The 20,032-nt window shown below is 40.1% G+C and carries 22 protein-coding genes and 1 tRNA gene; 6 read left to right on the top strand and 17 right to left on the bottom strand.

Annotated elements, in window-relative coordinates:
- Position 1: 1 nt before the first annotated feature.
- Positions 2-868, bottom strand: coding sequence for an acetylglutamate kinase (argB, locus tag ACWIUJ_RS07455; RefSeq protein ID WP_454150645.1), 867 nt, complete (start codon positions 866-868; stop codon positions 2-4).
- Positions 869-953: 85 nt separating this feature from the next.
- Between argB and ACWIUJ_RS07450 the strand changes: the two genes are divergently transcribed.
- From ACWIUJ_RS07450 to ACWIUJ_RS07440, 3 genes are read left to right on the top strand one after another with little or no spacing between them, the layout of a single operon-like run.
- Complete coding sequence (locus ACWIUJ_RS07450) at positions 954-1,892, top strand: D-2-hydroxyacid dehydrogenase (protein WP_454170001.1); 939 nt, start codon at positions 954-956, stop codon at positions 1,890-1,892.
- A 37-nt stretch (positions 1,893-1,929) separates the two neighbouring features.
- The gene (locus tag ACWIUJ_RS07445) at positions 1,930-3,213 is read left to right on the top strand and encodes a hypothetical protein (RefSeq protein WP_454169999.1); all 1,284 of its coding nucleotides are present in this window, start codon (positions 1,930-1,932) and stop codon (positions 3,211-3,213) included.
- A 24-nt stretch (positions 3,214-3,237) separates the two neighbouring features.
- Complete coding sequence (locus ACWIUJ_RS07440; protein WP_454150639.1) at positions 3,238-3,807, top strand: DedA family protein; 570 nt, start codon at positions 3,238-3,240, stop codon at positions 3,805-3,807.
- On the opposite strand, the gene pdxA is transcribed toward ACWIUJ_RS07440, so the two are convergent.
- The 3 genes from pdxA to moaA are packed head-to-tail and all read right to left on the bottom strand — an operon-like array spanning position 3,800 to position 6,539.
- On the bottom strand, positions 3,800-4,756 hold the full coding sequence (pdxA, locus tag ACWIUJ_RS07435; RefSeq protein WP_454169997.1) for a 4-hydroxythreonine-4-phosphate dehydrogenase: 957 nt from the start codon (positions 4,754-4,756) through the stop codon (positions 3,800-3,802). The two genes, ACWIUJ_RS07440 and pdxA, sit on opposite strands and share 8 nt — an antisense overlap.
- 3 nt (positions 4,757-4,759) lie before the next feature.
- The gene (locus tag ACWIUJ_RS07430) at positions 4,760-5,551 is read right to left on the bottom strand and encodes a pyridoxine 5'-phosphate synthase (RefSeq protein ID WP_454170039.1); all 792 of its coding nucleotides are present in this window, start codon (positions 5,549-5,551) and stop codon (positions 4,760-4,762) included.
- 16 nt (positions 5,552-5,567) lie between these two features.
- A complete protein-coding gene (moaA, locus tag ACWIUJ_RS07425; RefSeq protein ID WP_454169995.1) occupies positions 5,568-6,539 on the bottom strand; it encodes a GTP 3',8-cyclase MoaA in 972 nt (323 codons plus the stop codon).
- A gap of 72 nt (positions 6,540-6,611) precedes the next feature.
- Here moaA and ACWIUJ_RS07420 point away from each other — a divergent pair, with 72 nt between their 5' ends.
- The gene (locus ACWIUJ_RS07420) at positions 6,612-7,322 is read left to right on the top strand and encodes an NTP transferase domain-containing protein (RefSeq protein WP_454169993.1); all 711 of its coding nucleotides are present in this window, start codon (positions 6,612-6,614) and stop codon (positions 7,320-7,322) included.
- Here the strand turns inward: ACWIUJ_RS07420 and ACWIUJ_RS07415 are convergent.
- From ACWIUJ_RS07415 to ACWIUJ_RS07355, 13 genes are all read right to left on the bottom strand, one after another.
- Positions 7,284-7,982 carry an MqnA/MqnD/SBP family protein gene (locus tag ACWIUJ_RS07415; protein ID WP_454169992.1) on the bottom strand — a complete coding sequence of 233 codons (699 nt, stop codon included), beginning with the start codon at positions 7,980-7,982 and terminating at the stop codon, positions 7,284-7,286. The two genes, ACWIUJ_RS07420 and ACWIUJ_RS07415, sit on opposite strands and share 39 nt — an antisense overlap.
- On the bottom strand, positions 7,982-8,302 hold the full coding sequence (locus ACWIUJ_RS07410; RefSeq protein ID WP_454169990.1) for an HP0495 family protein: 321 nt from the start codon (positions 8,300-8,302) through the stop codon (positions 7,982-7,984). The genes ACWIUJ_RS07415 and ACWIUJ_RS07410 overlap by 1 nt, the downstream gene beginning before the upstream one ends.
- Positions 8,295-8,714, bottom strand: coding sequence for an acyl-CoA thioesterase (locus tag ACWIUJ_RS07405; RefSeq protein ID WP_454150627.1), 420 nt, complete (start codon positions 8,712-8,714; stop codon positions 8,295-8,297). Before ACWIUJ_RS07405 ends, ACWIUJ_RS07410 begins: the two co-directional genes overlap by 8 nt.
- Positions 8,715-8,801: 87 nt before the next feature.
- Entirely contained in the window at positions 8,802-9,089 is a 288-nt protein-coding gene (locus ACWIUJ_RS07400; protein WP_454150626.1) for a hypothetical protein, read from the bottom strand.
- 2 nt (positions 9,090-9,091) lie between these two features.
- The gene (fliS, locus tag ACWIUJ_RS07395; protein ID WP_454150624.1) at positions 9,092-9,484 is read right to left on the bottom strand and encodes a flagellar export chaperone FliS; all 393 of its coding nucleotides are present in this window, start codon (positions 9,482-9,484) and stop codon (positions 9,092-9,094) included.
- 13 nt (positions 9,485-9,497) lie between these two features.
- Positions 9,498-11,555, bottom strand: coding sequence for a flagellar filament capping protein FliD (fliD, locus tag ACWIUJ_RS07390; protein WP_454169988.1), 2,058 nt, complete (start codon positions 11,553-11,555; stop codon positions 9,498-9,500).
- A gap of 71 nt (positions 11,556-11,626) precedes the next feature.
- Positions 11,627-11,992, bottom strand: a complete 366-nt coding sequence (locus ACWIUJ_RS07385; RefSeq protein WP_454169986.1) for a FlaG family protein — start codon at positions 11,990-11,992, stop codon at positions 11,627-11,629.
- A gap of 161 nt (positions 11,993-12,153) precedes the next feature.
- The gene (locus tag ACWIUJ_RS07380; RefSeq protein WP_454150618.1) at positions 12,154-13,389 is read right to left on the bottom strand and encodes a murein hydrolase activator EnvC family protein; all 1,236 of its coding nucleotides are present in this window, start codon (positions 13,387-13,389) and stop codon (positions 12,154-12,156) included.
- Between the two features lie 9 nt (positions 13,390-13,398).
- Entirely contained in the window at positions 13,399-14,208 is an 810-nt protein-coding gene (locus tag ACWIUJ_RS07375; protein WP_454150616.1) for a cell division protein FtsX, read from the bottom strand.
- Positions 14,195-14,881, bottom strand: a complete 687-nt coding sequence (locus ACWIUJ_RS07370; protein WP_454150614.1) for a cell division ATP-binding protein FtsE — start codon at positions 14,879-14,881, stop codon at positions 14,195-14,197. Before ACWIUJ_RS07370 ends, ACWIUJ_RS07375 begins: the two co-directional genes overlap by 14 nt.
- Positions 14,882-14,893: 12 nt before the next feature.
- Positions 14,894-16,222, bottom strand: a complete 1,329-nt coding sequence (gene trmB, locus ACWIUJ_RS07365) for a tRNA (guanosine(46)-N7)-methyltransferase TrmB (RefSeq protein ID WP_454169984.1) — start codon at positions 16,220-16,222, stop codon at positions 14,894-14,896.
- A 38-nt stretch (positions 16,223-16,260) separates the two neighbouring features.
- On the bottom strand, positions 16,261-17,571 hold the full coding sequence (locus ACWIUJ_RS07360) for a hypothetical protein (protein ID WP_454169982.1): 1,311 nt from the start codon (positions 17,569-17,571) through the stop codon (positions 16,261-16,263).
- A complete protein-coding gene (locus ACWIUJ_RS07355) occupies positions 17,522-18,709 on the bottom strand; it encodes a pseudouridine synthase (protein WP_454169980.1) in 1,188 nt (395 codons plus the stop codon). Before ACWIUJ_RS07355 ends, ACWIUJ_RS07360 begins: the two co-directional genes overlap by 50 nt.
- A 93-nt stretch (positions 18,710-18,802) precedes the next feature.
- On the opposite strand from ACWIUJ_RS07355, the gene ACWIUJ_RS07350 reads away from it, so the two are divergent.
- Positions 18,803-19,897, top strand: coding sequence for an FtsW/RodA/SpoVE family cell cycle protein (locus ACWIUJ_RS07350; RefSeq protein ID WP_454152012.1), 1,095 nt, complete (start codon positions 18,803-18,805; stop codon positions 19,895-19,897).
- A tRNA-Ile gene (locus ACWIUJ_RS07345) sits at positions 19,859-19,935 on the top strand. Before ACWIUJ_RS07350 ends, ACWIUJ_RS07345 begins: the two co-directional genes overlap by 39 nt.
- Positions 19,936-20,032: the final 97 nt, after the last annotated feature.

Raw genomic sequence — 20,032 nt, 5'->3', positions numbered from 1 at the left:
TTCATTGTGGGAGGATTTGTGTGCCGATACCTTGAGCGGTAAAAAGCTCCAAAAGCAACGAATGCTCCACTCTCCCATCAATGATATGAGCTTTTTGCACACCATTTTGCACGCAACCCACGCACGCCTCTAGCTTTGGTATCATTCCGCCAGATATTACACCATTATTTTTTAGTTCGGCGATTTTTGTGGGATTAAGCGAGCTTATGAGAGATTGGTTGCAATCAAGCACGCCAGCCGTATCGGTAAGAAAAATGACTTTTTGTGCTTTTAGGGCTTTGGCAATTTCACAAGTAGCAATATCTGCGTTAATGTTTAATCCCAAACTATCTTGCCCACACGCCACAGGAGCAATAACAGGGATAAAATCATCACGAAGAATTTTATCAAGTAATTCCGTGCTTACCTTTGTGATTTCTCCTGTGTAGCCAAACGCGCCATTGTCTTTTGGCTTGGCTTGGAGCATCATCGCATCTTTACCGCTTAAGCCCACCGCCTTTGCGCCGTGATGATTTAAAAATGCTGTAATTTCTTTGTTGATTTCCCCACTTAGCACCATTTCCACTACACTCATACATTCTTTGTTTGTTACACGATAGCCATCGACAAAATGACTCTCTATCCCCAATTTTTGGAGCATTTCATCAATGCGTTTGCCACCGCCGTGAATCACCACAGGTCTAATGCCAACCATATAAAGCAACACTAAATCAAGTGCGAAACTCTCCTTTAAGCTCGGTGTGATTTGGGCTGCACCGCCGTATTTAATCACCATCACACTCCCACGAAACTCGCGTATGTAGGGAATAGATTCTAAAAGTGTATGGACGATTTTGCTATACCCTCTCAAACTAGAAACACTTGGCATAAAAATCCTTTGAGAATTATTTGTTAGTTTTAGAAAATTTATTATACTCTTATACAAAAGCAAATTAACAAAAGGTAGGCAGAAAATGAAAAATATTGTTTTTTTAGACGCGCTAAGTTTGGGTGAGTGTGATTTGAGTGTTTTTAAGGAATTTGGGAATTTTAAGACATACCCCACTACTGCGCCAAATGAAGTGTTTGAGCGGAGTAAAGACGCGCATATCATTTTAACCAATAAAGTGGTTTTAAATAGCGAAATTCTCTCGCAGTTGCCAAACTTGGAGCTTATTTGTATCACGGCCACAGGAATGAATAATGTGGATTTAGACTACGCTAAGCAAAAAGGTATAGCAGTGAAAAATGTCGCTGGTTATAGCACTAATGCCGTAGCGCAACACACGCTAATGATAGCTCTTAATTTTTTAGGGAATCTGCGCTATTTTGATGAATATTGCAAAAGTGGTGGTTGGAGTAAAAGTGTGATTTTCACGCATATTAAAGAGCCTATTATCGAGCTCGATGGTTTGGAGTGGGGGATTATTGGCTTAGGTAATATTGGCAAGCGCGTCAGTGATATTGCTCAAAGTTTTGGTGCAAATGTGAGCTATTACTCCACAAGTGGGAAAAATACGCAATCTAACCTCACACAAAAAAGTCTCGATTCCCTCTTGCAAGAAAGTGATATTATCTCTATCCACGCACCCCTTAATGAAAACACTAACAATCTTTTACATAGTGGTAATTTGGGCTTACTAAAAGATGGGGCAATACTACTAAATATGGGGCGAGGTGGCATTGTCAATGAGCGAGATGTCGCCACAGCTTTAGAATCTAAAAATTTTTATTTTGGAACTGATGTGCTTCAAAGCGAACCAATGGCAAAAAACCACCCTTTACTCAATCCAATGATTGCCCATAAACTCATCATTACGCCACATTATGCGTGGGCTTATGATAAGGCAAGGGCGCGTTTAATCGATGGAGTGAGAAAAAATATACAAGAATTTGTAAAAAATAAAGTATAATCACGCGCATTTTTACTAATACTAAAAAGGATAGAGAATGAAAAAACTCACAGGATTACTCCTAAGTAGCACAGCATTGCTAAGTGCAATGGAAGTGGATATAAACCCTTTTGGTTACCTCACAGCAGGATATAACCAACGCAACGACTTCACACTAAGTGCGCGTAGCGGTGCGACATTTGGTTTTGGAAGCAGTGGATTTAGTGTAGGACTTGGTGCGATTGGTGCGTGGAATATCCCGCTAGATGCTCGAAGTTCTGCAAGCGTGGGGGATATTTCTGATGCGTATGTCAAATATAAAAAAGGTGCTAGAGAAGATGATGGCTCTCAAAAGGCGCATATAGAAGCAAGTCTTGGGCGATTTAATAGCGATTATTTAACGCTACCTTGGGTAGCTGGCAATGTGCAAGGACTTGGGGTAGCATATTCAATCACCAATCGCTTTGATATATATGCGTTGTATGCGAACTCCTATCTCAATACAGGATACAAAAGAGGGCAGATTGGTGCGGTATATGGAAGTGCGCTTGGTTTGCTTGTGCCTTATAGCCCAGATTCTAAAAATAGCTCTGTGGGCGGTGAAGTGATAACAGGTGGCGTGCGATTTAGCAACCAAAATATTTTATTTGATGTTTTTGGCTTGCTTAACACAAAATTTCCATCTGGCTCAAATCTTGGTAGCGTAGCGGTGTGGGATTCTGCTAATGCTCTCACTTATACGGGTGCTTCGTTGCTTTGGCAAGCTGGAGCGGTGGCAAGTTTTGAGATTGGCTCACAAAATGTTAGATTCCAAACAAACCTAAAAGGATTAGCCCAATATGGCAACACCGACCAAAGAGATGTCCCCGATGCGCTCGGGCAGGATTTTAGCGTGCTAGCGTGGGCTGATGAGAGAATCACTCTTTATGAAGATTTCCATATTGGCGTTGGTGCGCATTATGTCTTTGGTAGAGAGGGCACAGGTGGGATTTGGAGTATTAGCGATACTACACATTATTATGGCAACACGCTCGGGAGAATAGGAAATTCTGCGTTGCTTGCGCCATATTTTTATAACAACCTCCTTAGCGCATATCTCTATGGTGATGTGGATATAAAGAATTTTAAACTCCAAGCAATGGCTTCATTTATTGATTATCAAGAGATTTCTTTAATGCTCCAATATAGCGCGTGGCAACAGGATAATATGAAGTTAGATTTTGGCGGAGGATTTATATACCATAAATATAAATCGTATGGATTCTATAATACTACGGCTTCGCGTGATTACACTTGGCGCAGGGGTAGTAGTTTTAATGTATTTGTGCGCTTTACTTACTAAGGTTGCTTAGTATAAGGACTATAATTGGAAGAAGTCATTGCTAGATTAGAATCTTGGGGTTACTTATTGTTATTTTTATACTGCTTGTATGGCGGGTATGTGGGGCTTATCGCCGCAGCGACAATGAGTGCCTTTGGGAAAATGGATATAGGTGTGTGCATTGTGGTTGCCTTTTGTGCTAATACGCTTGGTAGCTCACTTAGTGCGGTATTAGCACGGTATTATAAAAAGGACATTCTCCCGATGTTTTCTGCCTATTCACGGCAAATTGCGTTATGTCAGGTGTGGATTCGCCGTTATGGCAAGATAGCCATTTTCCTTAGCAAATATATCCATATTGTGCGCTTTATCGTGCCACTTAGCATTGGCATTAGTCGGTATAATTTTAGAATCTTTTTGCTTTACAACACGCTTGCGTGTGCTCTATGGGCTATCTTGGTAGGTGGCATTTCATATTTTGCGGGCAATGTGGTAGCAAATATCATAGAGCAATTTGACATTCCTCCATTTATTGTGATTCCTATTGTCCTTGCTTGGGTTGCATTGCTGCTTTTTATTCTTAATCGTGCCTCTAGCAAGGCAAAAATCAAATAACTCCTTGTTTTTCTATGGCTTTGAGTGCATAAAGCAGGGCATTTTTATAGCTCTGCGTGCTTGCAATACCTTTATAAGCAATATCAAACGCCACCCCGTGGTCTACTGAGGTGCGGATAATTGGGAGGTTTAAACTGACATTGATACTTTGCTCGAAATACAATGCCTTAAGCACGCTCAATCCCACATCGTGATACATACTTACAAAATAGCGGAATCTTGCACGATTATGCGGAGCAAAGAGAGAATCTGACGCGCAAGGTCCAAAAAATACACGCTTTTGGAGTGCCGTATTTGCTTTGATTATAGCATTGTTAATGTCCTCCTCTTCGCTCCCCATAAGCCCGCCATCACCACAATGTGGATTAAGCGAAAGCACCGCGCAAGGCTCATCTAATCGCACACACCGCGCAAAAGAGAGCAAAAAATCGCATAATGACTTTTCCTTGATACGCTCACTCACAGCACGAAGTGCAATATGCTCTGTGAATAATGCCACAAACATTTCCTCACAACCAAGCATCATAATCGCCTCTGCTTTATACCGCTCTCTTAAGGCGTGCGTATGACCGATAAACCTCACGCCCGCTTTGTGCCACGATTCTTTATGGATTGGCAATGTTACAAGTGCTTGGGCTTGGTTAGAATCTACCAAATCACACGCGTGCATAAAGCTCTCAAAACTATATCGCCCACTGCCCTCATCAATGCAGGCGATGCGAATATCAGGCAACTGGGAGTTCCAATTCTTTGGGGGGTTTATGCAGTGTTTTTGTATTGGCACTTGGATTCCTAAAAGTTTGCTTGCTTGGCTAAGAATCTCACTATGCACGCAATATATCGGCTGACAAAGTTCGCACACAAAGCTATGTTCTCGCAAGAGAATCTCTAAACCAACACCATTTATATCGCCTATGCTAATGGCTATGCTTGGTTTGTTGTGTGTCATATTTTAGCAGTCTTGTGCCATTGCACTAAGCATTTGCTCTATGGCGTTTTGTAGTCCCACAAACACTGCACGCGCGATAATAGCGTGCCCGATATTAAGCTCAGTAATCTCAGGGATTGCAAGGATTGGCGTGAGATTGTGATAATGCAATCCGTGTCCAGCAAAACAATCTAATCCTAATTTTTGCGCCTTTTTCGCGCTCTTTGTAAGTGCCTCAACCTCTAATGCTAACTCATTGACAAGCATATCTTGGTGGAGTTCAAACTCCTTAATACTATGCTGTGTGCGCGAAAGATTGGTATTTGCCATTAACCATAAATTAGCGTATCTGCCTGTGTGAAGCTCCACGCCACTCGCTCCTAACTCCTTTGCAAGCGCAATAGTTTTTATATCTGGGTTGATAAAAAGCGTAGTTTTTACGCCTAGATTCTCAAAAGTGCGCATAAGAGATTGTATGTGCTTAGCGTTATGAAGCAACTCTAATCCGCCCTCTGTGGTTACCTCAGCGCGATTCTCAGGCACAAGAGTAATGCGCTGTGGTCTAAGCTCGCACAAAAACTCGATAATTTGTGCATTCATCGAGCATTCGACATTTATAGGTAGTGGCGAGGCTTGGATAATCTGCAACACATCGCTATCGTGGATATGTCGCCTATCTTCACGCAAGTGGAGTGTGATTTGGTGCGCACCTGCGGTGTGAGCGATAAAGATTGCTTGCAGGGGATTTGGGTCATTTATGGCGCGCGCTTCTCTTAGAGTAGCAATATGGTCGATATTTACTCCTAATCGCTTCATAGCACTCCCAAATCTCTTATCCGCCTGTGTGATAAAAGGCACGCGTGGAAACTTCATTGGCACTCCATTGATTTTTTTGTGGCTTATTTTGCACGCCAAGTTTTAATAACTCCTCCATTTGCTCTCTATCTCCTGCCAAAATCGCTTCTCTCACGCTCACAGCATCTTGATAAAATAAACAAGGGCACAAGATTCCATCGCTTGTGAGGCGAATTCTATTACAACTTTCACAAAAATCATCTTCGTGTGGCGCGATAATGCCAAAAGCATAGGGCTTAGTTACATTCGCTCCCTCGCTAATCTCATAAAGCCTTGCAGGACCAAAGCACTCCTTTTTTACTTCACGCACAGCATAGCGCGTGCTAATAATGCTTACAATGTCCTCGCGTGAAAGTGATGTGAGATTTTGCTTAGCGTGGATATTCTCCATAAATTCGATATAGCGCACTAAAATATCGCGCTCTTTGCCAAACTCGAGCATATCAAGGATTTCATCTTTGTTTATTTCTAAGGCGACCATATTGAGCTTGATTTTTAGCCCATTTTGCAGGGCAGATTCTATCCCTGCTAAGATTTGTGGTAAGGCATCGCGTTTTGAGATTTGCTTTATGCGTTCTGGTTTTAGAGAATCTAAGGATATGTTAATGCGCTTTAATCCCGCTTCTTTAAGAGCTTTGGCATATTTTTGGAGATAGAAAGCATTGCTTGTCATTGCGATTTCCATACTTGGATTATGCGCATAAATGCCTGCGATAAACTCCGCAATATCTTCACGCAAAAGTGGCTCTCCGCCTGTTATGCGGATTTTTTGGATTCCATTATCCATAGCAATTTTTAAAAATTCTAAAAGTTTTGGCAAAGGCAGGGCATTCGTGTCAAAAAAGTCATCAGGAGTATTTGGCATACAATATGCGCAACGAAAGTTACACTGCTTGGTAAGCGAGATACGCAAGTAATCAATCTTGCGTCCAAAAGAATCCACAAGCATACAAAACCTTTATTGTTGAGATATAATGCAATAATACAATAAAAAACACAATATCGACTAAAAGGATAAAAAATGCCACCAAAGAGCACAAATGACGCTAAAGTAAGGCGTGGATTGCAAAGCACTAATGCGCTTGGATTCCCCTGTGTGATTTTGTGTGGTGGGAGAAGTAAAAGAATGGGGCAAGATAAAGCAACTTTGCCATTTGGCAATGGTTTGTTGGTGCAATTTTGCTTTCAATCAATGCAAAGATATTTTAGCGAAGTATTTGTGTGTGTGAAATGGGATAATGGAGCGACAAACATACCCAAACAAAACATCATCGCAGAATCAAGCACGCCCATCGACAAGACAAATACATCGCTGTTTTCACCGCTCTTTGGCATTAAAAGGGCATTTGAAGTGCTAGACTCTCCATTTATTGCTTTTATGAGTGTGGATAGCCCATTTTTAAATGGGCGATATTTTGCGGAGCTTTTTACACATTTAGAAGAAAAAAACGCACAAGTTGCCTACATTTCACAGATTCTCTCCCACCAAGAGAGCAAAGAGCATTTTTTACTAAGCATTTGGTGCAAAAACACGGTTGAAGCGATAGAGAAAGCATTGCAAAAAGGCGAGTTTAAAATCGCCTCGCTCATACACACACTCAACTCCACCCATATCAATGTGCGAGATGAACTCCTTAGCATAAACTGCAACACTAAAGAGGAATACCAAAATGCTCTCAAAATACTTGAGTGTTTAGATTCTAAAACTTCTTTTCAAAAACAATCGCTTTAAGCGCACGAAGCGATAAAATCGCTCTAATCCTGCGCGCTCTTTCGCCCCAATCTCATAAAAGATATGCTCTAAATACTCTAAAATATAAGCAGATTCTATCCCACTTGTGCTTTGTGCGTTTAGGAGTTGATAGCGGGGGATTTTTTTGCGCTTTGAGCGCGTTTTGGCGTTATACGCCTTGCTTATGCGTAAAAGCAACTCTTTATGCTTACTAAAGCACAATCGCCCAAACACGAAAGGCAGGCGTTCTCTCTCCCACCACACTTCACCCATATCGATATATTCTCCGCCAGATTTTTTATACGCTAAAGCGCGGTCGCCGATAAGCACCTCTCCTTGCAAATCAAGCACTTGACTAAGCGCGTTTGAAGTGCTTGATTGATAATCAAATCCCTCTCCGTGCTTTACTATCACGCTCCATACCGCTCCTTTGGCGATGATTCCACTTGGGGCGACACATTTTTTATAATGGCTTTTCATTCCTGCGATTGAAGAGATAAAGCCCGCATCAATGCGCTTAAAGAAAAAGTCGTTGTTAAGTTTGGCGGGATAAGATTTTTTAAGCGTGATAAATGCTTTGACTTGTGAGGGCAATGGATAGGACTTAATAAAGCTATCAAAAGGCAAAAGATTGAGGTAAGCAATTTTACCAAAACGCATTAAATCACCATATTCACGGCACTATGGCTTTTTAAAGTGTGAAAAATTTCATCGCGTTCCTCCTTAGAGGCAACTTCTAAGGCAATATGAATGCTAGTAAAATTCCCCTTTGCAGAGACTTTATGAGCGGTGATTTCATATTCTTTATTTAGGAGAATCTCATCGAGCGCGGATTTGATGTGATTCTCATCTTTACCAATAATGATATACTCCCAGCGCGTGGGATAAGAAATAAGTGGCGTTATGTCTAGCTCTTGCTTAAATGGGGGCAAGGAGTTGTCTTGTGGGTTGTTTGTGGGTTGTGGAGCATTCTTAGGCATTATCACCACCAAGTGTCTTTTGTAAGACTTCACGCATCTGTGGCGGAATCTTTACAATTTTTTGCTTGCTTATATCCACAAAAGCAAGCAGGCAATCCATACTAAAGATTAAACGCTCATCATCTTTTTGGTTTAATCCATCATAGATTCTATAAATCTCTTGGTGAGCAATAAGCGAGCTGTGCTTAATTTGGATAATATTTGTGCGCACTTCTAACACATCGCCAAGCCTTGCTGTGGTATGGAACTTCGCCTCAATGCTACTCACCACAAACCCGCAATCATCTACATAAGGCTTAAATCCATTGCTAAAAAACAACTCGCTTCTAGCACGCTCACAATATTTTATATAATTAGTATGATACACGATTTGCCCACAATCTGTATCCTCAAAATACACACGGACTTGCACTCTTATCCTTTAAAATGGGAATCTAAACCCACATTGTAGCACAAGATTATCGAAAGGCATCTTGGTGATTGTTTGGCAATAAAAGATTTAAGAGAAAAAATTTTTTGCCGCCCTAATTTGCTCCATTGATAGTCTTGTGTGATTTTTGTGGAGTTGAAGCAACTCGATAGTTTGAGAGATGAGTTCTTTTGCTTGGAGTTTTGATTCCAAACTTGCTTGGTTTAATAGGTTTGGAAGGTTTTGTGTGAGTGCGAAGGCTTTATTTTCGTCATTATTCATAAGAGCAATCTTTAGGGAATCTAACCACGCTCGCACCATAATCTCAGCTTGAGCGTGAGATTGTTGCTCTTGGTTAATCTCTTTAGATTCTCTCATTCCTAGCTCTCATATTGCATTAGCTCATCAGCATTGACTTCTCGCCACGCTTCTAAAAGTCCTTTAGCCACATTTATAACAATATCTATTTTTTGTGTGTCATTGGTAACATTAGCTTGCGTAAGAAGCTTAATTTGGTGCATATACAATCCTGTAAGATAAGTCGCTACATCTCCACCACGCTCGTAATCAAGCGTATTTAGTAACTCTGTGAAAATATCTGTCGTGCGGTTAATAAAATACACCTTTTTTTCAATATCCCCAGCCTCCATATACCGCTTCGCCTGCGCACAAAAACGCAAGATTCCTTCATAAAGCATTTCCACCAATTTAATTGGTGATTCTACCATTGTCGAGTTGGCTTGGTAGAGCTCATAGGCATTATTGTTTTTCATTTATCCTCCTAACTTATGGTTTTTTATTCGCAATCGATTGGTCTATCATCATCTGCACGGCATTAAATGAATTGTTTGCTTTTGCGATTTGGCTATCATAATTAGCAAATCGCTGTGCCATCAAATCATAGCGAGAATCTAACATTTCTGTTGCTCTGCGCTTATCGTCTTTTAGCTTCTTATCCTCTGTTGTGAGACTCTCCTCAAGCAACTTCAACCTTGACTTACCATTATCGACAAAAAGGGAAAGTTCTTTATCGAGCATTTTAAATACACCGTCAATTTCAACATCTCTAAACTCTCTTGTAACTATCTTGCCTTGAAAAAACTCTTGAGCGGCTTGCGGGTCTTCGTTGATAGCACTTCGCAACTTTCCAGAATCAAGGCTCATCAATCCGTGTTCGTTGATAGTGATTCCATATTTTACGAGCGTTTGCCCATCAATCCCGCCTCTATTAAAAGAGAGAATCTTATTGAGTGCTGGGCGAATAGCGCGTATATCGCTATCACCATTAAAGATGCCTGCGATTTTAGTATCCTCATCATAGCGGGTTACTTCATCAAGTTTGGTGCTGAGTTTGTTGTAGTTTTCCACAAAGCCTGTGATATTTTCGATGATTTCCTCGTCATTACGCCCAATGTGTATCATCGCTGGCTTGCCCTCTTGAGTGGAGGCAAGGAGCTCAATATTCACACCTGTGGCAATATCATCGATTTGATTAGAAGCACGGCGCATTTTTATGCCATTGTAACTAAACTCCGCATCTTGAGCGGTTTGAATATTTCTAATTTTGAATAAATCGTTTTGTGCCTTTGTATAATCCATAGCCGAGCCTCGCTCCAAGCCGATTCTTTTTAGTGCATCTTCACTCTTTCCGCCATCATCATCTGGGACAATGGTAACCTCACCCGTATCAGAGTTTATGACAATTCTTCCATCTTTTGTGGCATAAGAGTGGATTCCAGCGATGTTATCAATAGCGCGGGCGATAATTTTGGCATTTTTATACGATGAGTTACCTCTTTGTGTGAGTTTGGCTAAGTCAAGTGGCACTGAACCAATTCTTATTATGCCATCTATATATCCCTCCTGCACGGGCTCTCCATAAACCAAATCTTTTTTCTTGCGCTCATCTTTGTCGTTTTGACTGCTTGTTTCTTTAAAACCAAGCATTCTAGCACTATCGCCACCTACTTTGACTTCATAACCTCGCAAATCGTTAATCACTAACGAATCGTTGCTTCCAATACCAATGTTAATCTCAGAATCAAGCAAGCCCTCAAAGTCAGAATCTTCGCTTATCGCCTCTTTAATCGCATCTCGCAAGCTCTCCACATTTTCATTTGTCTTAGCACTTTGGGAGGTTTTTAGTTTGATTTGGAGTGTTTTTTCTCCGCCGTTTTTATCCGCTAGAGTAATGGTAAAATCATCATCTTTAATATCAATCTCACCTGCTTTTATCGTCCCACCACTAAGGGTTTCACCAAAATAGATTCTATTTTCTTCCCCTGTATCTTTGGAGTTTATCATTAGTTGGTAGGGGTGCTGCCCGCCTGTTTTCATTATCGAGCCTATTACCTCGCCTTTTGTCTCATCAGTAATAAGCTGTGCGACCTCCTCTAAGTTCGTCCCAGCCTTTATATCAATCTCATAAAACTTTCCCTTTGTAAAAAAACGCAAAGTAGAATCTTTTTGGCTAAATACAGAATCGCGTTGAGAAAATTTCGAGCCAACTTCATTCACATCGTTTTGCGCAATAGAATCAATATCTAACCGAATATCTTGGATAGGCACACCATCGCTAATGATAGCTTTCACTTCATTGCCTATGACCTCGTGAGAACGACCTAAATAAGTAGAATAATCGCTAAGCACCCTTGTGTTTGACTTCACATCACGCACTAAATTTGTGAGCTCGACAAGCTCGGTTTGCTTTTGCACATTTTTTTCTAAATTTCTATCAATGGGGGCAATGTAAGAGCCCTCATCTGCTTTACGCAATTTATCAATCATATCATAATTTAAGACATTGCTTCCAACGCCCAAAGAGCTCATTCTTCCTAATGCCATAATCTGCCTTTATGTGTAAATTTTCATTCTCACCCACTAAATCCGACAAAACAAGGCTGTGGTATAAGAATCTACGCTTGCTTATCAAAAATTATGCCAACTACCTCACGCATCTTGTGCATAAGCTCAATAGCCTCTCTGCTTGGAATCTCGCGTATCACACGCCCACTGCCAAACTCTTTTACCGTAACTGTTAGTCCCTCCAAAACATCATTATAAGAAAAGCTAATGCTTGTGCCAAGCTGTCTCATCTCTTCATTGAGTTTTTGACTAAGGACTCGGAGCTCTGCTTCAAGCTGTTTTTTTTGCTCCTTAGTGTATTCTTGTTCGAGTTGCTGCTGTTGTGCGTGGTTTGATTGTTTCGCTGCGACAGATTCAACCATATCAACAATTTTGTTTTGGACGGCTTGCGCCGAATTTGTATTCTCAATCCTCATATCCACTCGCCATTCCTCCTTGAAATGTGTATGTTGTAGATTTCATATAATCCATTAAGCTTCTTGCTTTTATGCGTGCAATATCGGCTAAGGGTTTTTTTTTTTGAATACTTTTAAGTAATAAAATATTTAACTATTTCATACAATCGTGTTGTAAGGGGTTAATTGATTTTGATAAGTTGAAGTGGGTCGATATGTTTATCTTTTTGTGTAACCTCAAAGCTTAGCTTTTCATTTACATTACCAATGACAAAACCTTTTTTCACATACACACCATTTTTCACGCCATTGCTAATTTTATCAAGGTGGGCATACACGGTATAAAGCGAATTGCTATGCTCAATAATCACCACTTTTTTAATCACAGGATTCTCTTTGGCAAAAACGACCTTGCCATCAAGCACGCTTTTGACACTAGCATTTTTATTCTTTGGCACGAGGATTATATTTTCATAAAAAAACTTCATTTTATACACAGGGTCAAAAGTGGGTCCAAATTTTTGGTCAATGCTAAAAGTCTTTGGCTCTAATGGCGGTATAGTTTTGCTCCCCTTATACACAGCAGTTTTGATGTCTTTATACGCACTTGAAGCAATGCGCACATCTTTACTTGGTTGAATTGTGCGCTTGGGATTTGGTAAGTTTGCTTGAGCTTGCTCATCTTTTTGGACTTGTTTTTGGATATTTTTTTCATTTTGGGCTTGGATAATTTTCAAATTACTTAAAATTGAATCAAGATTCTTTCGTTCGTTGTTAATGGCTTGGAGCTCGGCATTATAAGCGTTTAATTCCTTTTTCATAGAAGCTATGATTTGCTCTTGCTTTGCTTTTGTTTCCTCTAGGGAAAGTTTTTTGACACTTTGAGCTTGGATAGAATCTTTTAGGGTGGAAATATTTTTAGACACATTGTTTATTTCGTTATTAAGTTTTTCTTGATTTTCTTTGAGTGTTTTTATACGCTTTTTGCTATCCTTAAGCAAGATATTTAATACTTCTTGGGAGAGCACATCTTCTTTAGAATCTATTTCATTACTTAGGGCATAAAAAGCAAGGCTTTTGCTCACTAGCGAGATAACTTCGCTTTGTAATTTTTTAGATTTTTCTATAAGTTCATTTTGGCGCGTTTGATTGTCTTTGAGTGATTTTTCTTGGAGGGAATATTTGCTTTTGTTTTGCTCTATGCCTTTTTGGAGATTCTCAATCTGCGCATCAAGGTTAATAATTTCTTGGTTTTTTTGGTTAATCGCCCTGCCTAATTTATCAAGTTTTTGGCTAATCTTGCTTTGTGCCTTGATAGTTTCTTCGAGCTTTTTAGTGTTTTGTGAAATGTCCCTTTGCACATCTGGTGCGCCAAATGTCAATCCCACAAAGGCGAGTAAGATTCCTAATATACGCATTATTCAAGCTTAAAAATCTTTTTGTTTGATAATGACAAAAAACACCGAAACTAGCGAAATAATAACTGATGAGAAAAATAAAATCACACAATCACTCGCCGTCTTAATAATATCTAAATCCACTTCTAGGGCGATAGCCACATCGCCTGCTAATGGAGTGGTTTTAAAATACACAAGCGCAGAAACTATCGCTACGGTGGCGATGATAGAATCTATCACAGCAAGTTTTAATAAAATATTATTACGCATCCAAGATGGCGCACCTAAAAAGCTCATAATCTGCATTCGCTCACTATGCTCTAGTTTCCACACTTCGATTTGTTTTACCATTAAAAGACAGCTTAAAATCGCACTAAGCACCGAAAAAATAATCACCGAACCTTTAATAATCAACAAAAGTTTATAGACTTGAGAATGCGTTTTCTTAAAAGATTCCACGCGAGTTACACTTCCTAAACGACTTAGCGTAGAGCTAATTTTATCAATCCTCTCATCGCTAGGATAAGAATCTAAGCGCAAAGAATAAAAAAATGGCAACTCTTTTTGCAATGTTTCTATGGCATCTTTGGGAAGCTCAGTTTTTAGCTCATTGATAATATATGCTGGAGAAATAGATTTGAGTTCCACCGCTTCGCGCACAAAGGTTTGAATCTTACTTAAATCAAGCGTTTCTTTAGAAGCAATAATTATTTGATAATTTTGCGCAAGCTGCATTTCGTGCGTTGAAATAGCACGATTGACAAGCATTATGCTCTCAATGCCAAAAAGTAACGCAATTAGCGGAATAATCAATGCCAAGTGATTTCTAATCGAAGTCATACACCATTCCCTCCTCAATCCTAATGTGTCTAAAGTTCGCATTAAAACTTTGCGGTAGGCGGTGAGTAACCACAATCACAGTAATGCCAAGCTGTTCATTAACCCCACGCAAAAGATTCCATATCAAATCACTAGAATAATCATCAAGGTTGCCCGTTGGCTCATCGGCTAGGATAATCTCGGGGTTGCTTGAGAGAGCGCGAGCCATAGCCACACGCTGTTGCTCTCCACCACTTAGCTCTAAGGGATATTTATTAAATTTATGGGGGAGTTTAATGTGAGTAAGAAGTTTTTGCACTTGGTCTTTGCGAATCTGCTCTTTATACCCGCTAATCATCATTGGTAATTCAATATTACGCTCTATATTCCACTCTTTAATGAGTTTGTAATCTTGGAACACGATTCCAATATGTTGGCGTAAAAAGTTAATCTGTGCCTTTGATGGGCGCGCCATATTTATCCCACGCACTTCCAAATTGCCACTTTTGATAGGCAAGTATCCAAAAAGTGAGTTTAAAATCGTGCTTTTCCCACTCCCACTTGGTCCTGTGATAAACACGAATTCGCGCCTTTGAATGCTAAAATTTGCATCTTTGATAATGTCCTCTTTGTTATTGTAGGCTAGATAGAGATTTCTTGCCTCAATGATAGTATTTGAAGTAACCGCATTCATACCAACACATCCTTAAATTGGTTTAGATTCCAAAATGCTAACTAAAAGGTCGTGGGTTTTTAATGTCGCTATGGTAGGGAGCGGGGGATTGACATATCGCACTTTTGCATTCTGTATATCAAGTAACACAAACGCATTTTGCACCCTGCCAAAATCTCCCAAACTCACCTCCAACAAAAAAGAACCCTTAACGCAATCCACGCCTCTATACACCGCACTAATGTGTAAAAAATAATCCTCCTTTTGTATCGCCCCTTGTAAGCCTCCTTGCTCAATATTCGCGCCAATAGACGCAGGGCTGGCAAAAAAAGCTATCAAATCCTCCACATTTCGCCTGATAGTCTCATTCATTTTAGGAAAAATAAATGTTGTATTTTGCCACAAAATTTTATTTTTGCAACACAAATTTTGCCTATTTTTGTCAATAGTGAGAAATAAATCATAGATTCTCTTTTGTTTTGCACGCCACCTTGCTTCATATTTGCTTACCACTAACGCATTTTCATCAACACTAAAGCGTGAGATAAACCCCAAACTTTGCGCTATATCGTATGTGAAGTTTGCATATTGCTCTTCATCAGTGCGTAAATGCAAGAATCCTCCGCTATTTGTGCTCTTTGTATCCAAATCTTGCGGAAATTGTGTAGGTTTAAGCACGCACGCAATTTGCCCTAAAAACTCCTTGCTAATCACGCGTCTATGAGGCTTTTTAAGCCACGGCACGGGGAAGTGAATATAAAGCACACTCACACATTTGTGTGGCAAAAGCTCTATAAGTAGTCTTGCATCGAGGTTTGTTACATAAAGATTCTCCAACTCTAAAAGCTCAATATGACGCAACACTTGCTGAAGCGAGGGCGTGTGAATCTCCACTCCCAAAAAAAGCACATCTGGATTTGACTTGGCAAGGTGAAGTAAATGTCGCCCAGAGCCAAAGCCAATCTCAATTTGGAGTGGCTTAGTGCTGTGAAGTTTTTGTGTGATAAAGGTTGGTATTTCATCTTTTAAGAGTAAAAATGGCGAACTTACTTTTTGTCGATGTGAATTAGGCGAAAGGTTGTGTGAAAGGACTTGGTTTGAATGCTCCATTAAAATGCCAAGCGCATCTTTGGCGATTCCAATAGGGCTTGGTTTGGTGGATTTGAGGCATTTATAGAGCACTTTTTGCCCAGCATTTATACTAAGCAAAAATTCCTTAAAACGCGTGGATTCTCTATGACAAACCAACATTACCCGCCTATGAGGATACGCACAATGACAAAACTCCCCCACAAACTCAAACTCTCTTTTGCGCAAAGGCAGTGAGAAATTTTGCAAAGTTTGGGTGAAAAAATGTGGCATAGCTCACCTAAGGATAAAAGATTTTCATCATAAATCACTTAGCGTGAGAGGCTTACAGATTGACTTTGGGCAGATTGTATGCCAAATTCATCGACACTCACTACGCTATAAGTATATACTACGCCTATGTTTGTTTCTTTGTCGATAAATTTTGTATCTCTAAGATTCCCATAGCGATTTGCATCAGCCCTACCTTCTTTACGATAAAGAGCATATTTCCTCGCCCTCCCATCATCTGGTTCTTCCCACTCAATGATAATGGCATTATTCTCCACAAACGAAGCTGTGATTTTAGGGGGCTGGGGTGGAGGCAGTGTAGAGCCTTCAATGGGGCTTGCCAATCGTTTGCCATCCATTGAATGCTCATCAATCCCAACAATTTGATAATAGAGTATCTTGCCGTGCTCCTCGACATTATGCGTATATTTTGCTTGTTTGCTTGCTGCAAGAAATGTGTATCTGCCTTTTGGCTCATCGCTTACATAGATTCTATATCCTATTGCGTCTGGGTGTTCCTCCCATTTAAGCTCTACTTTGAATGGCAGACCCTTGCTTGCTTGCGCTCCATCGACACTGCGGATTAGGTCTAGCGTGCGCACCGAAATGATTTCACTAGGCTCAGAGACATTGCCTAAAAAGTCTTTTGCCAGCACTCTGTATTCATAAGTTTTGCTATCTTGGAGATTCTCATCAAAAAACTCAATATCAAAGCGGTGCTTTAATTCAGCAACTTTAGAAAAAGTGTTTTGGTTATTTTTGCGCTGGATAATGTAAGACTTCACGCTGGGATTTGGGTGAGGAGTGATGATGAGTTTATTGCTCTTTGGTGTGGTTGAGAATCCAAAAACCCCCTCGACCGCATCGACATAGGAAGTCTCAACCTTAATAACTCGAGAAGTCTTCCCAACCGTGCTGTTTGCTCCAAGTGTCGCAAACATATAATAATACACGCTTTTTGGCTTTAACCCGCTATCAAAATAATGCGTAGCGAAAGGATTTTTTATCGTGGCGATTTTTTTAAACGCCTCCGCGGGGAAAAAATCCGCGCTAGTATTGTTATATTTTTTGCGGGCATTATTAAGCGAGCTTGCATCAGCGCGATACACGACAAATCCATCAATTATGGTGTTAATTGATGGTATGAGTGAGGGGTTTATAGAGCTTGCTTTTGGTTCTTGGCTTAATCCTTGCCACTCAAAGCCAACGGCATTCACATCGCTTAATACTTGGATTCTTCCAAGTTCTGGGAGAGTTTCATCTAAACTTAACTTTTTGTCTCCCTCGATGAATGCACAGCCACTAAAAAGCCCTAAAATTACGCAAAATACGCTCGATGTCCAACGCTTCATTCACACCATCCAAATCAAAAAATGTCTGCAAAAATTCTACCATATCTGCCAAAATCTGCGCCCTAAAAAGCGATATTTTACCACACTCATCATTTGGATGGCACAAGTAAAGCACATACGCGTGCAAAAAGATTCTATGTGTGAGATTACGCGCTAATGGGCTTTGTGCTAAAAATGTGCTAAATTCTCTGCCAGCCTTGCTGTGAAGCTTGAATCCATACAAACTATCGCCCACAATATGTCGCCCCAAGCCCTCTAATTGTGCGCGAATTTGATGTGTTCTGCCTGTAAAAAGTTTAACCGCTATAAGCTGCATTGCATTAGAGCGTGAATGAAGCAATGGTAAAAATGCACTTTTAGCATAGCGCAAATGCCTAGAATCTGCGCTAGGATTGTGCGCTAAGTCGCCTTGTAGGTCTTGCTTTGATTGTTTGTGTGGAGATTCTCCATCGCCATACTCAAAGCATTCTTGTGGGATAATGTGTCGTGTAGCTTTACCAATTTGGGTAATTTTTAGGCGATTTTTTGGATTGCGTCCTAAGTAGCACTCGAGCGTTTGTGCTTCTTTAAGCGGTGGCTCAATAATGGCGAGGTAGATTCTCCCCATTTGGCGAGATTTAAGCTGATTTGAGAGCGCGTTAAAGGCGGTAGTATTTTTTGCAATGCTAAGCACTCCGCTTGTCTCTCTATCAAGTCTATGGACAATGCCATAACGAGAATCTTCATTAAGAGTGATACCAAAATCTTTAGCCTTGCATTTAAGCCAATCTTGCAAAGTCGGCTCTTTTAGGTTGGGGGCGGGGTGGAGGACGAGATTTGGGGGTTTGTTAATGATGAGTATATCGCTATCTTTATGCACAATATCAATTTGTTGTAATTGTGGTTTTATTGCAATGAGTTCATCTAAACTGTTTGTGTCTAAATGAGATAAATCTTGCTCTAAATTTATATCTTCATCAATCTCAATTTTATCTCCCTGTGCGACTTGGAGACTTGGCTTTGGTGCGAGATTCCCATTAAGATAGACTTTGTTTGATTTAATAAGGCTTACACTTTTTGCACGAGAAATGCCCAAAACTTCACTTATTATAGAATCTAAGCGCACGAAATTGCTGTTTTTAGTTATAATTGCAGTCATTCTCTCACTTTTTATTTTAAGGTTGGTATTTTGGATTTTCGCAAAATTGTAGCAAATTTTGATTTCTTTGTCATTATACTTGTGGGCGCGTTAATGCTAGTGAGTTTTTACTTGGTTGGCGAGCTTGATGAGAATCTTGCTTCAAAACAGCTCAAATATATTGTGTTTGGCTTTTGCATAGCATTTGCGTTGTTTTTTATCCCCTATCGCAAGTTGAATTATTCTCTTGTTGTTGTGTATATAATCTTGCTATTGTTGCTTCTTTTGGTGAAATATATAGGAGTGGAGAAAAATCACGCTAGGCGTTGGATTGAGATTCCATTCACAAGTTTTTCTATCCAGCCCAGCGAATTTATGAAAATCGCGCTAATGCTTATCATTGCTTGGTATGTCTCTAAGAATCCACCAGCAGAAGATGGCTATGGGTGGAAAGATTTTAGCATTATTTCCTTGCTTATCTTAGTGCCTTTTTTTATTATTTTACTTGAGCCTGATTTAGGCACGGCTTTAATTGTGTTTCTCGCTGGGTTTGGAGTGCTTTTTTTAATAGGGGTGAATAAAAAGGTATGGCTTACACTTGGGATTATTGGACTTTTGGTTGTGCCTATTGGCTCATCAATCGCCTTTAGCTCTGGGTTATTAAAAAGCTATCATCAAAAGCGTATTGATGACTTTGTAAGCGGAAATTATCCCTATCAAGTCCAGCAAGCTCTCATTGCGATTGGTTCAGGTGGTGTGGTGGGCAAAGATAAAGAATCTGCCACGCAATCCCAATTAGAATTTTTGCCCTATGCGAGCACAGATTTTATTTTTGCGTATTTTGTCGAGCGATTTGGGTTGGTTGGCGCACTTGGCTTAATCGGTTTGTATATGATGCTCATTGTATATTTGCTTAATATTTGCTTTAATGCGATGAAAGATTACTTTTTGCGCGTGGTAAGCGCGTATATTGCTGTGTTATTTTTCTTATACGCTGGGGTGAATATTTGTATGGTCGTTGGATTAGCACCTGTGGTTGGCATACCGCTACCGATGGTAAGCTATGGCGGGACAAGTTTTACAACTTTTCTCGTCTTATTGGCGATATTAGAAAACGCTCTTGCCTTTAGATTGATTTTTCAGTATAATTCAGCCTCGCCAGGTCGAAGTGGGCTTTTAGCTCAGCTGGTTAGAGCACTCGGCTCATAACCGATTGGTCGCAGGTTCAAGTCCTGCAAAGCCCACCACTTAATGCCAAATAAACATTTCTTTGCATTACAATGGAAATGGTTTATAAGGCTATGGCTCTTTTGAATGCTTTTTCATTCTCTTTATGATATATAG

Source organism: Helicobacter sp. 23-1046, assembly GCF_053654635.1.
Note: the sequence above shows the minus strand (reverse complement) of the source record. Positions and strands in the feature narration are given on the sequence as shown.

What these genes read in the sequence shown, in the direction of transcription:
- argB (WP_454150645.1), bottom strand. Translation starts at nt 868, where the DNA reads ATGCCAAGTGTTTCTAGTTTGAGAGGGTATAGCAAAATCGTCCATACA.
- ACWIUJ_RS07450 (WP_454170001.1), top strand. Translation starts at nt 954, where the DNA reads ATGAAAAATATTGTTTTTTTAGACGCGCTAAGTTTGGGTGAGTGTGAT.
- ACWIUJ_RS07445 (WP_454169999.1), top strand. Translation starts at nt 1,930, where the DNA reads ATGAAAAAACTCACAGGATTACTCCTAAGTAGCACAGCATTGCTAAGT.
- pdxA (WP_454169997.1), bottom strand. Translation starts at nt 4,756, where the DNA reads ATGACACACAACAAACCAAGCATAGCCATTAGCATAGGCGATATAAAT.
- ACWIUJ_RS07430 (WP_454170039.1), bottom strand. Translation starts at nt 5,551, where the DNA reads ATGAAGCGATTAGGAGTAAATATCGACCATATTGCTACTCTAAGAGAA.
- moaA (WP_454169995.1), bottom strand. Translation starts at nt 6,539, where the DNA reads ATGCTTGTGGATTCTTTTGGACGCAAGATTGATTACTTGCGTATCTCG.
- ACWIUJ_RS07420 (WP_454169993.1), top strand. Translation starts at nt 6,612, where the DNA reads ATGCCACCAAAGAGCACAAATGACGCTAAAGTAAGGCGTGGATTGCAA.
- ACWIUJ_RS07415 (WP_454169992.1), bottom strand. Translation starts at nt 7,982, where the DNA reads ATGCGTTTTGGTAAAATTGCTTACCTCAATCTTTTGCCTTTTGATAGC.
- ACWIUJ_RS07410 (WP_454169990.1), bottom strand. Translation starts at nt 8,302, where the DNA reads ATGCCTAAGAATGCTCCACAACCCACAAACAACCCACAAGACAACTCC.
- ACWIUJ_RS07400 (WP_454150626.1), bottom strand. Translation starts at nt 9,089, where the DNA reads ATGAGAGAATCTAAAGAGATTAACCAAGAGCAACAATCTCACGCTCAA.
- fliS (WP_454150624.1), bottom strand. Translation starts at nt 9,484, where the DNA reads ATGAAAAACAATAATGCCTATGAGCTCTACCAAGCCAACTCGACAATG.
- fliD (WP_454169988.1), bottom strand. Translation starts at nt 11,555, where the DNA reads ATGGCATTAGGAAGAATGAGCTCTTTGGGCGTTGGAAGCAATGTCTTA.
- ACWIUJ_RS07385 (WP_454169986.1), bottom strand. Translation starts at nt 11,992, where the DNA reads ATGAGGATTGAGAATACAAATTCGGCGCAAGCCGTCCAAAACAAAATT.
- ACWIUJ_RS07380 (WP_454150618.1), bottom strand. Translation starts at nt 13,389, where the DNA reads ATGCGTATATTAGGAATCTTACTCGCCTTTGTGGGATTGACATTTGGC.
- ACWIUJ_RS07375 (WP_454150616.1), bottom strand. Translation starts at nt 14,208, where the DNA reads ATGACTTCGATTAGAAATCACTTGGCATTGATTATTCCGCTAATTGCG.
- ACWIUJ_RS07370 (WP_454150614.1), bottom strand. Translation starts at nt 14,881, where the DNA reads ATGAATGCGGTTACTTCAAATACTATCATTGAGGCAAGAAATCTCTAT.
- trmB (WP_454169984.1), bottom strand. Translation starts at nt 16,222, where the DNA reads ATGCCACATTTTTTCACCCAAACTTTGCAAAATTTCTCACTGCCTTTG.
- ACWIUJ_RS07360 (WP_454169982.1), bottom strand. Translation starts at nt 17,571, where the DNA reads ATGAAGCGTTGGACATCGAGCGTATTTTGCGTAATTTTAGGGCTTTTT.
- ACWIUJ_RS07355 (WP_454169980.1), bottom strand. Translation starts at nt 18,709, where the DNA reads ATGACTGCAATTATAACTAAAAACAGCAATTTCGTGCGCTTAGATTCT.
- ACWIUJ_RS07350 (WP_454152012.1), top strand. Translation starts at nt 18,803, where the DNA reads ATGCTAGTGAGTTTTTACTTGGTTGGCGAGCTTGATGAGAATCTTGCT.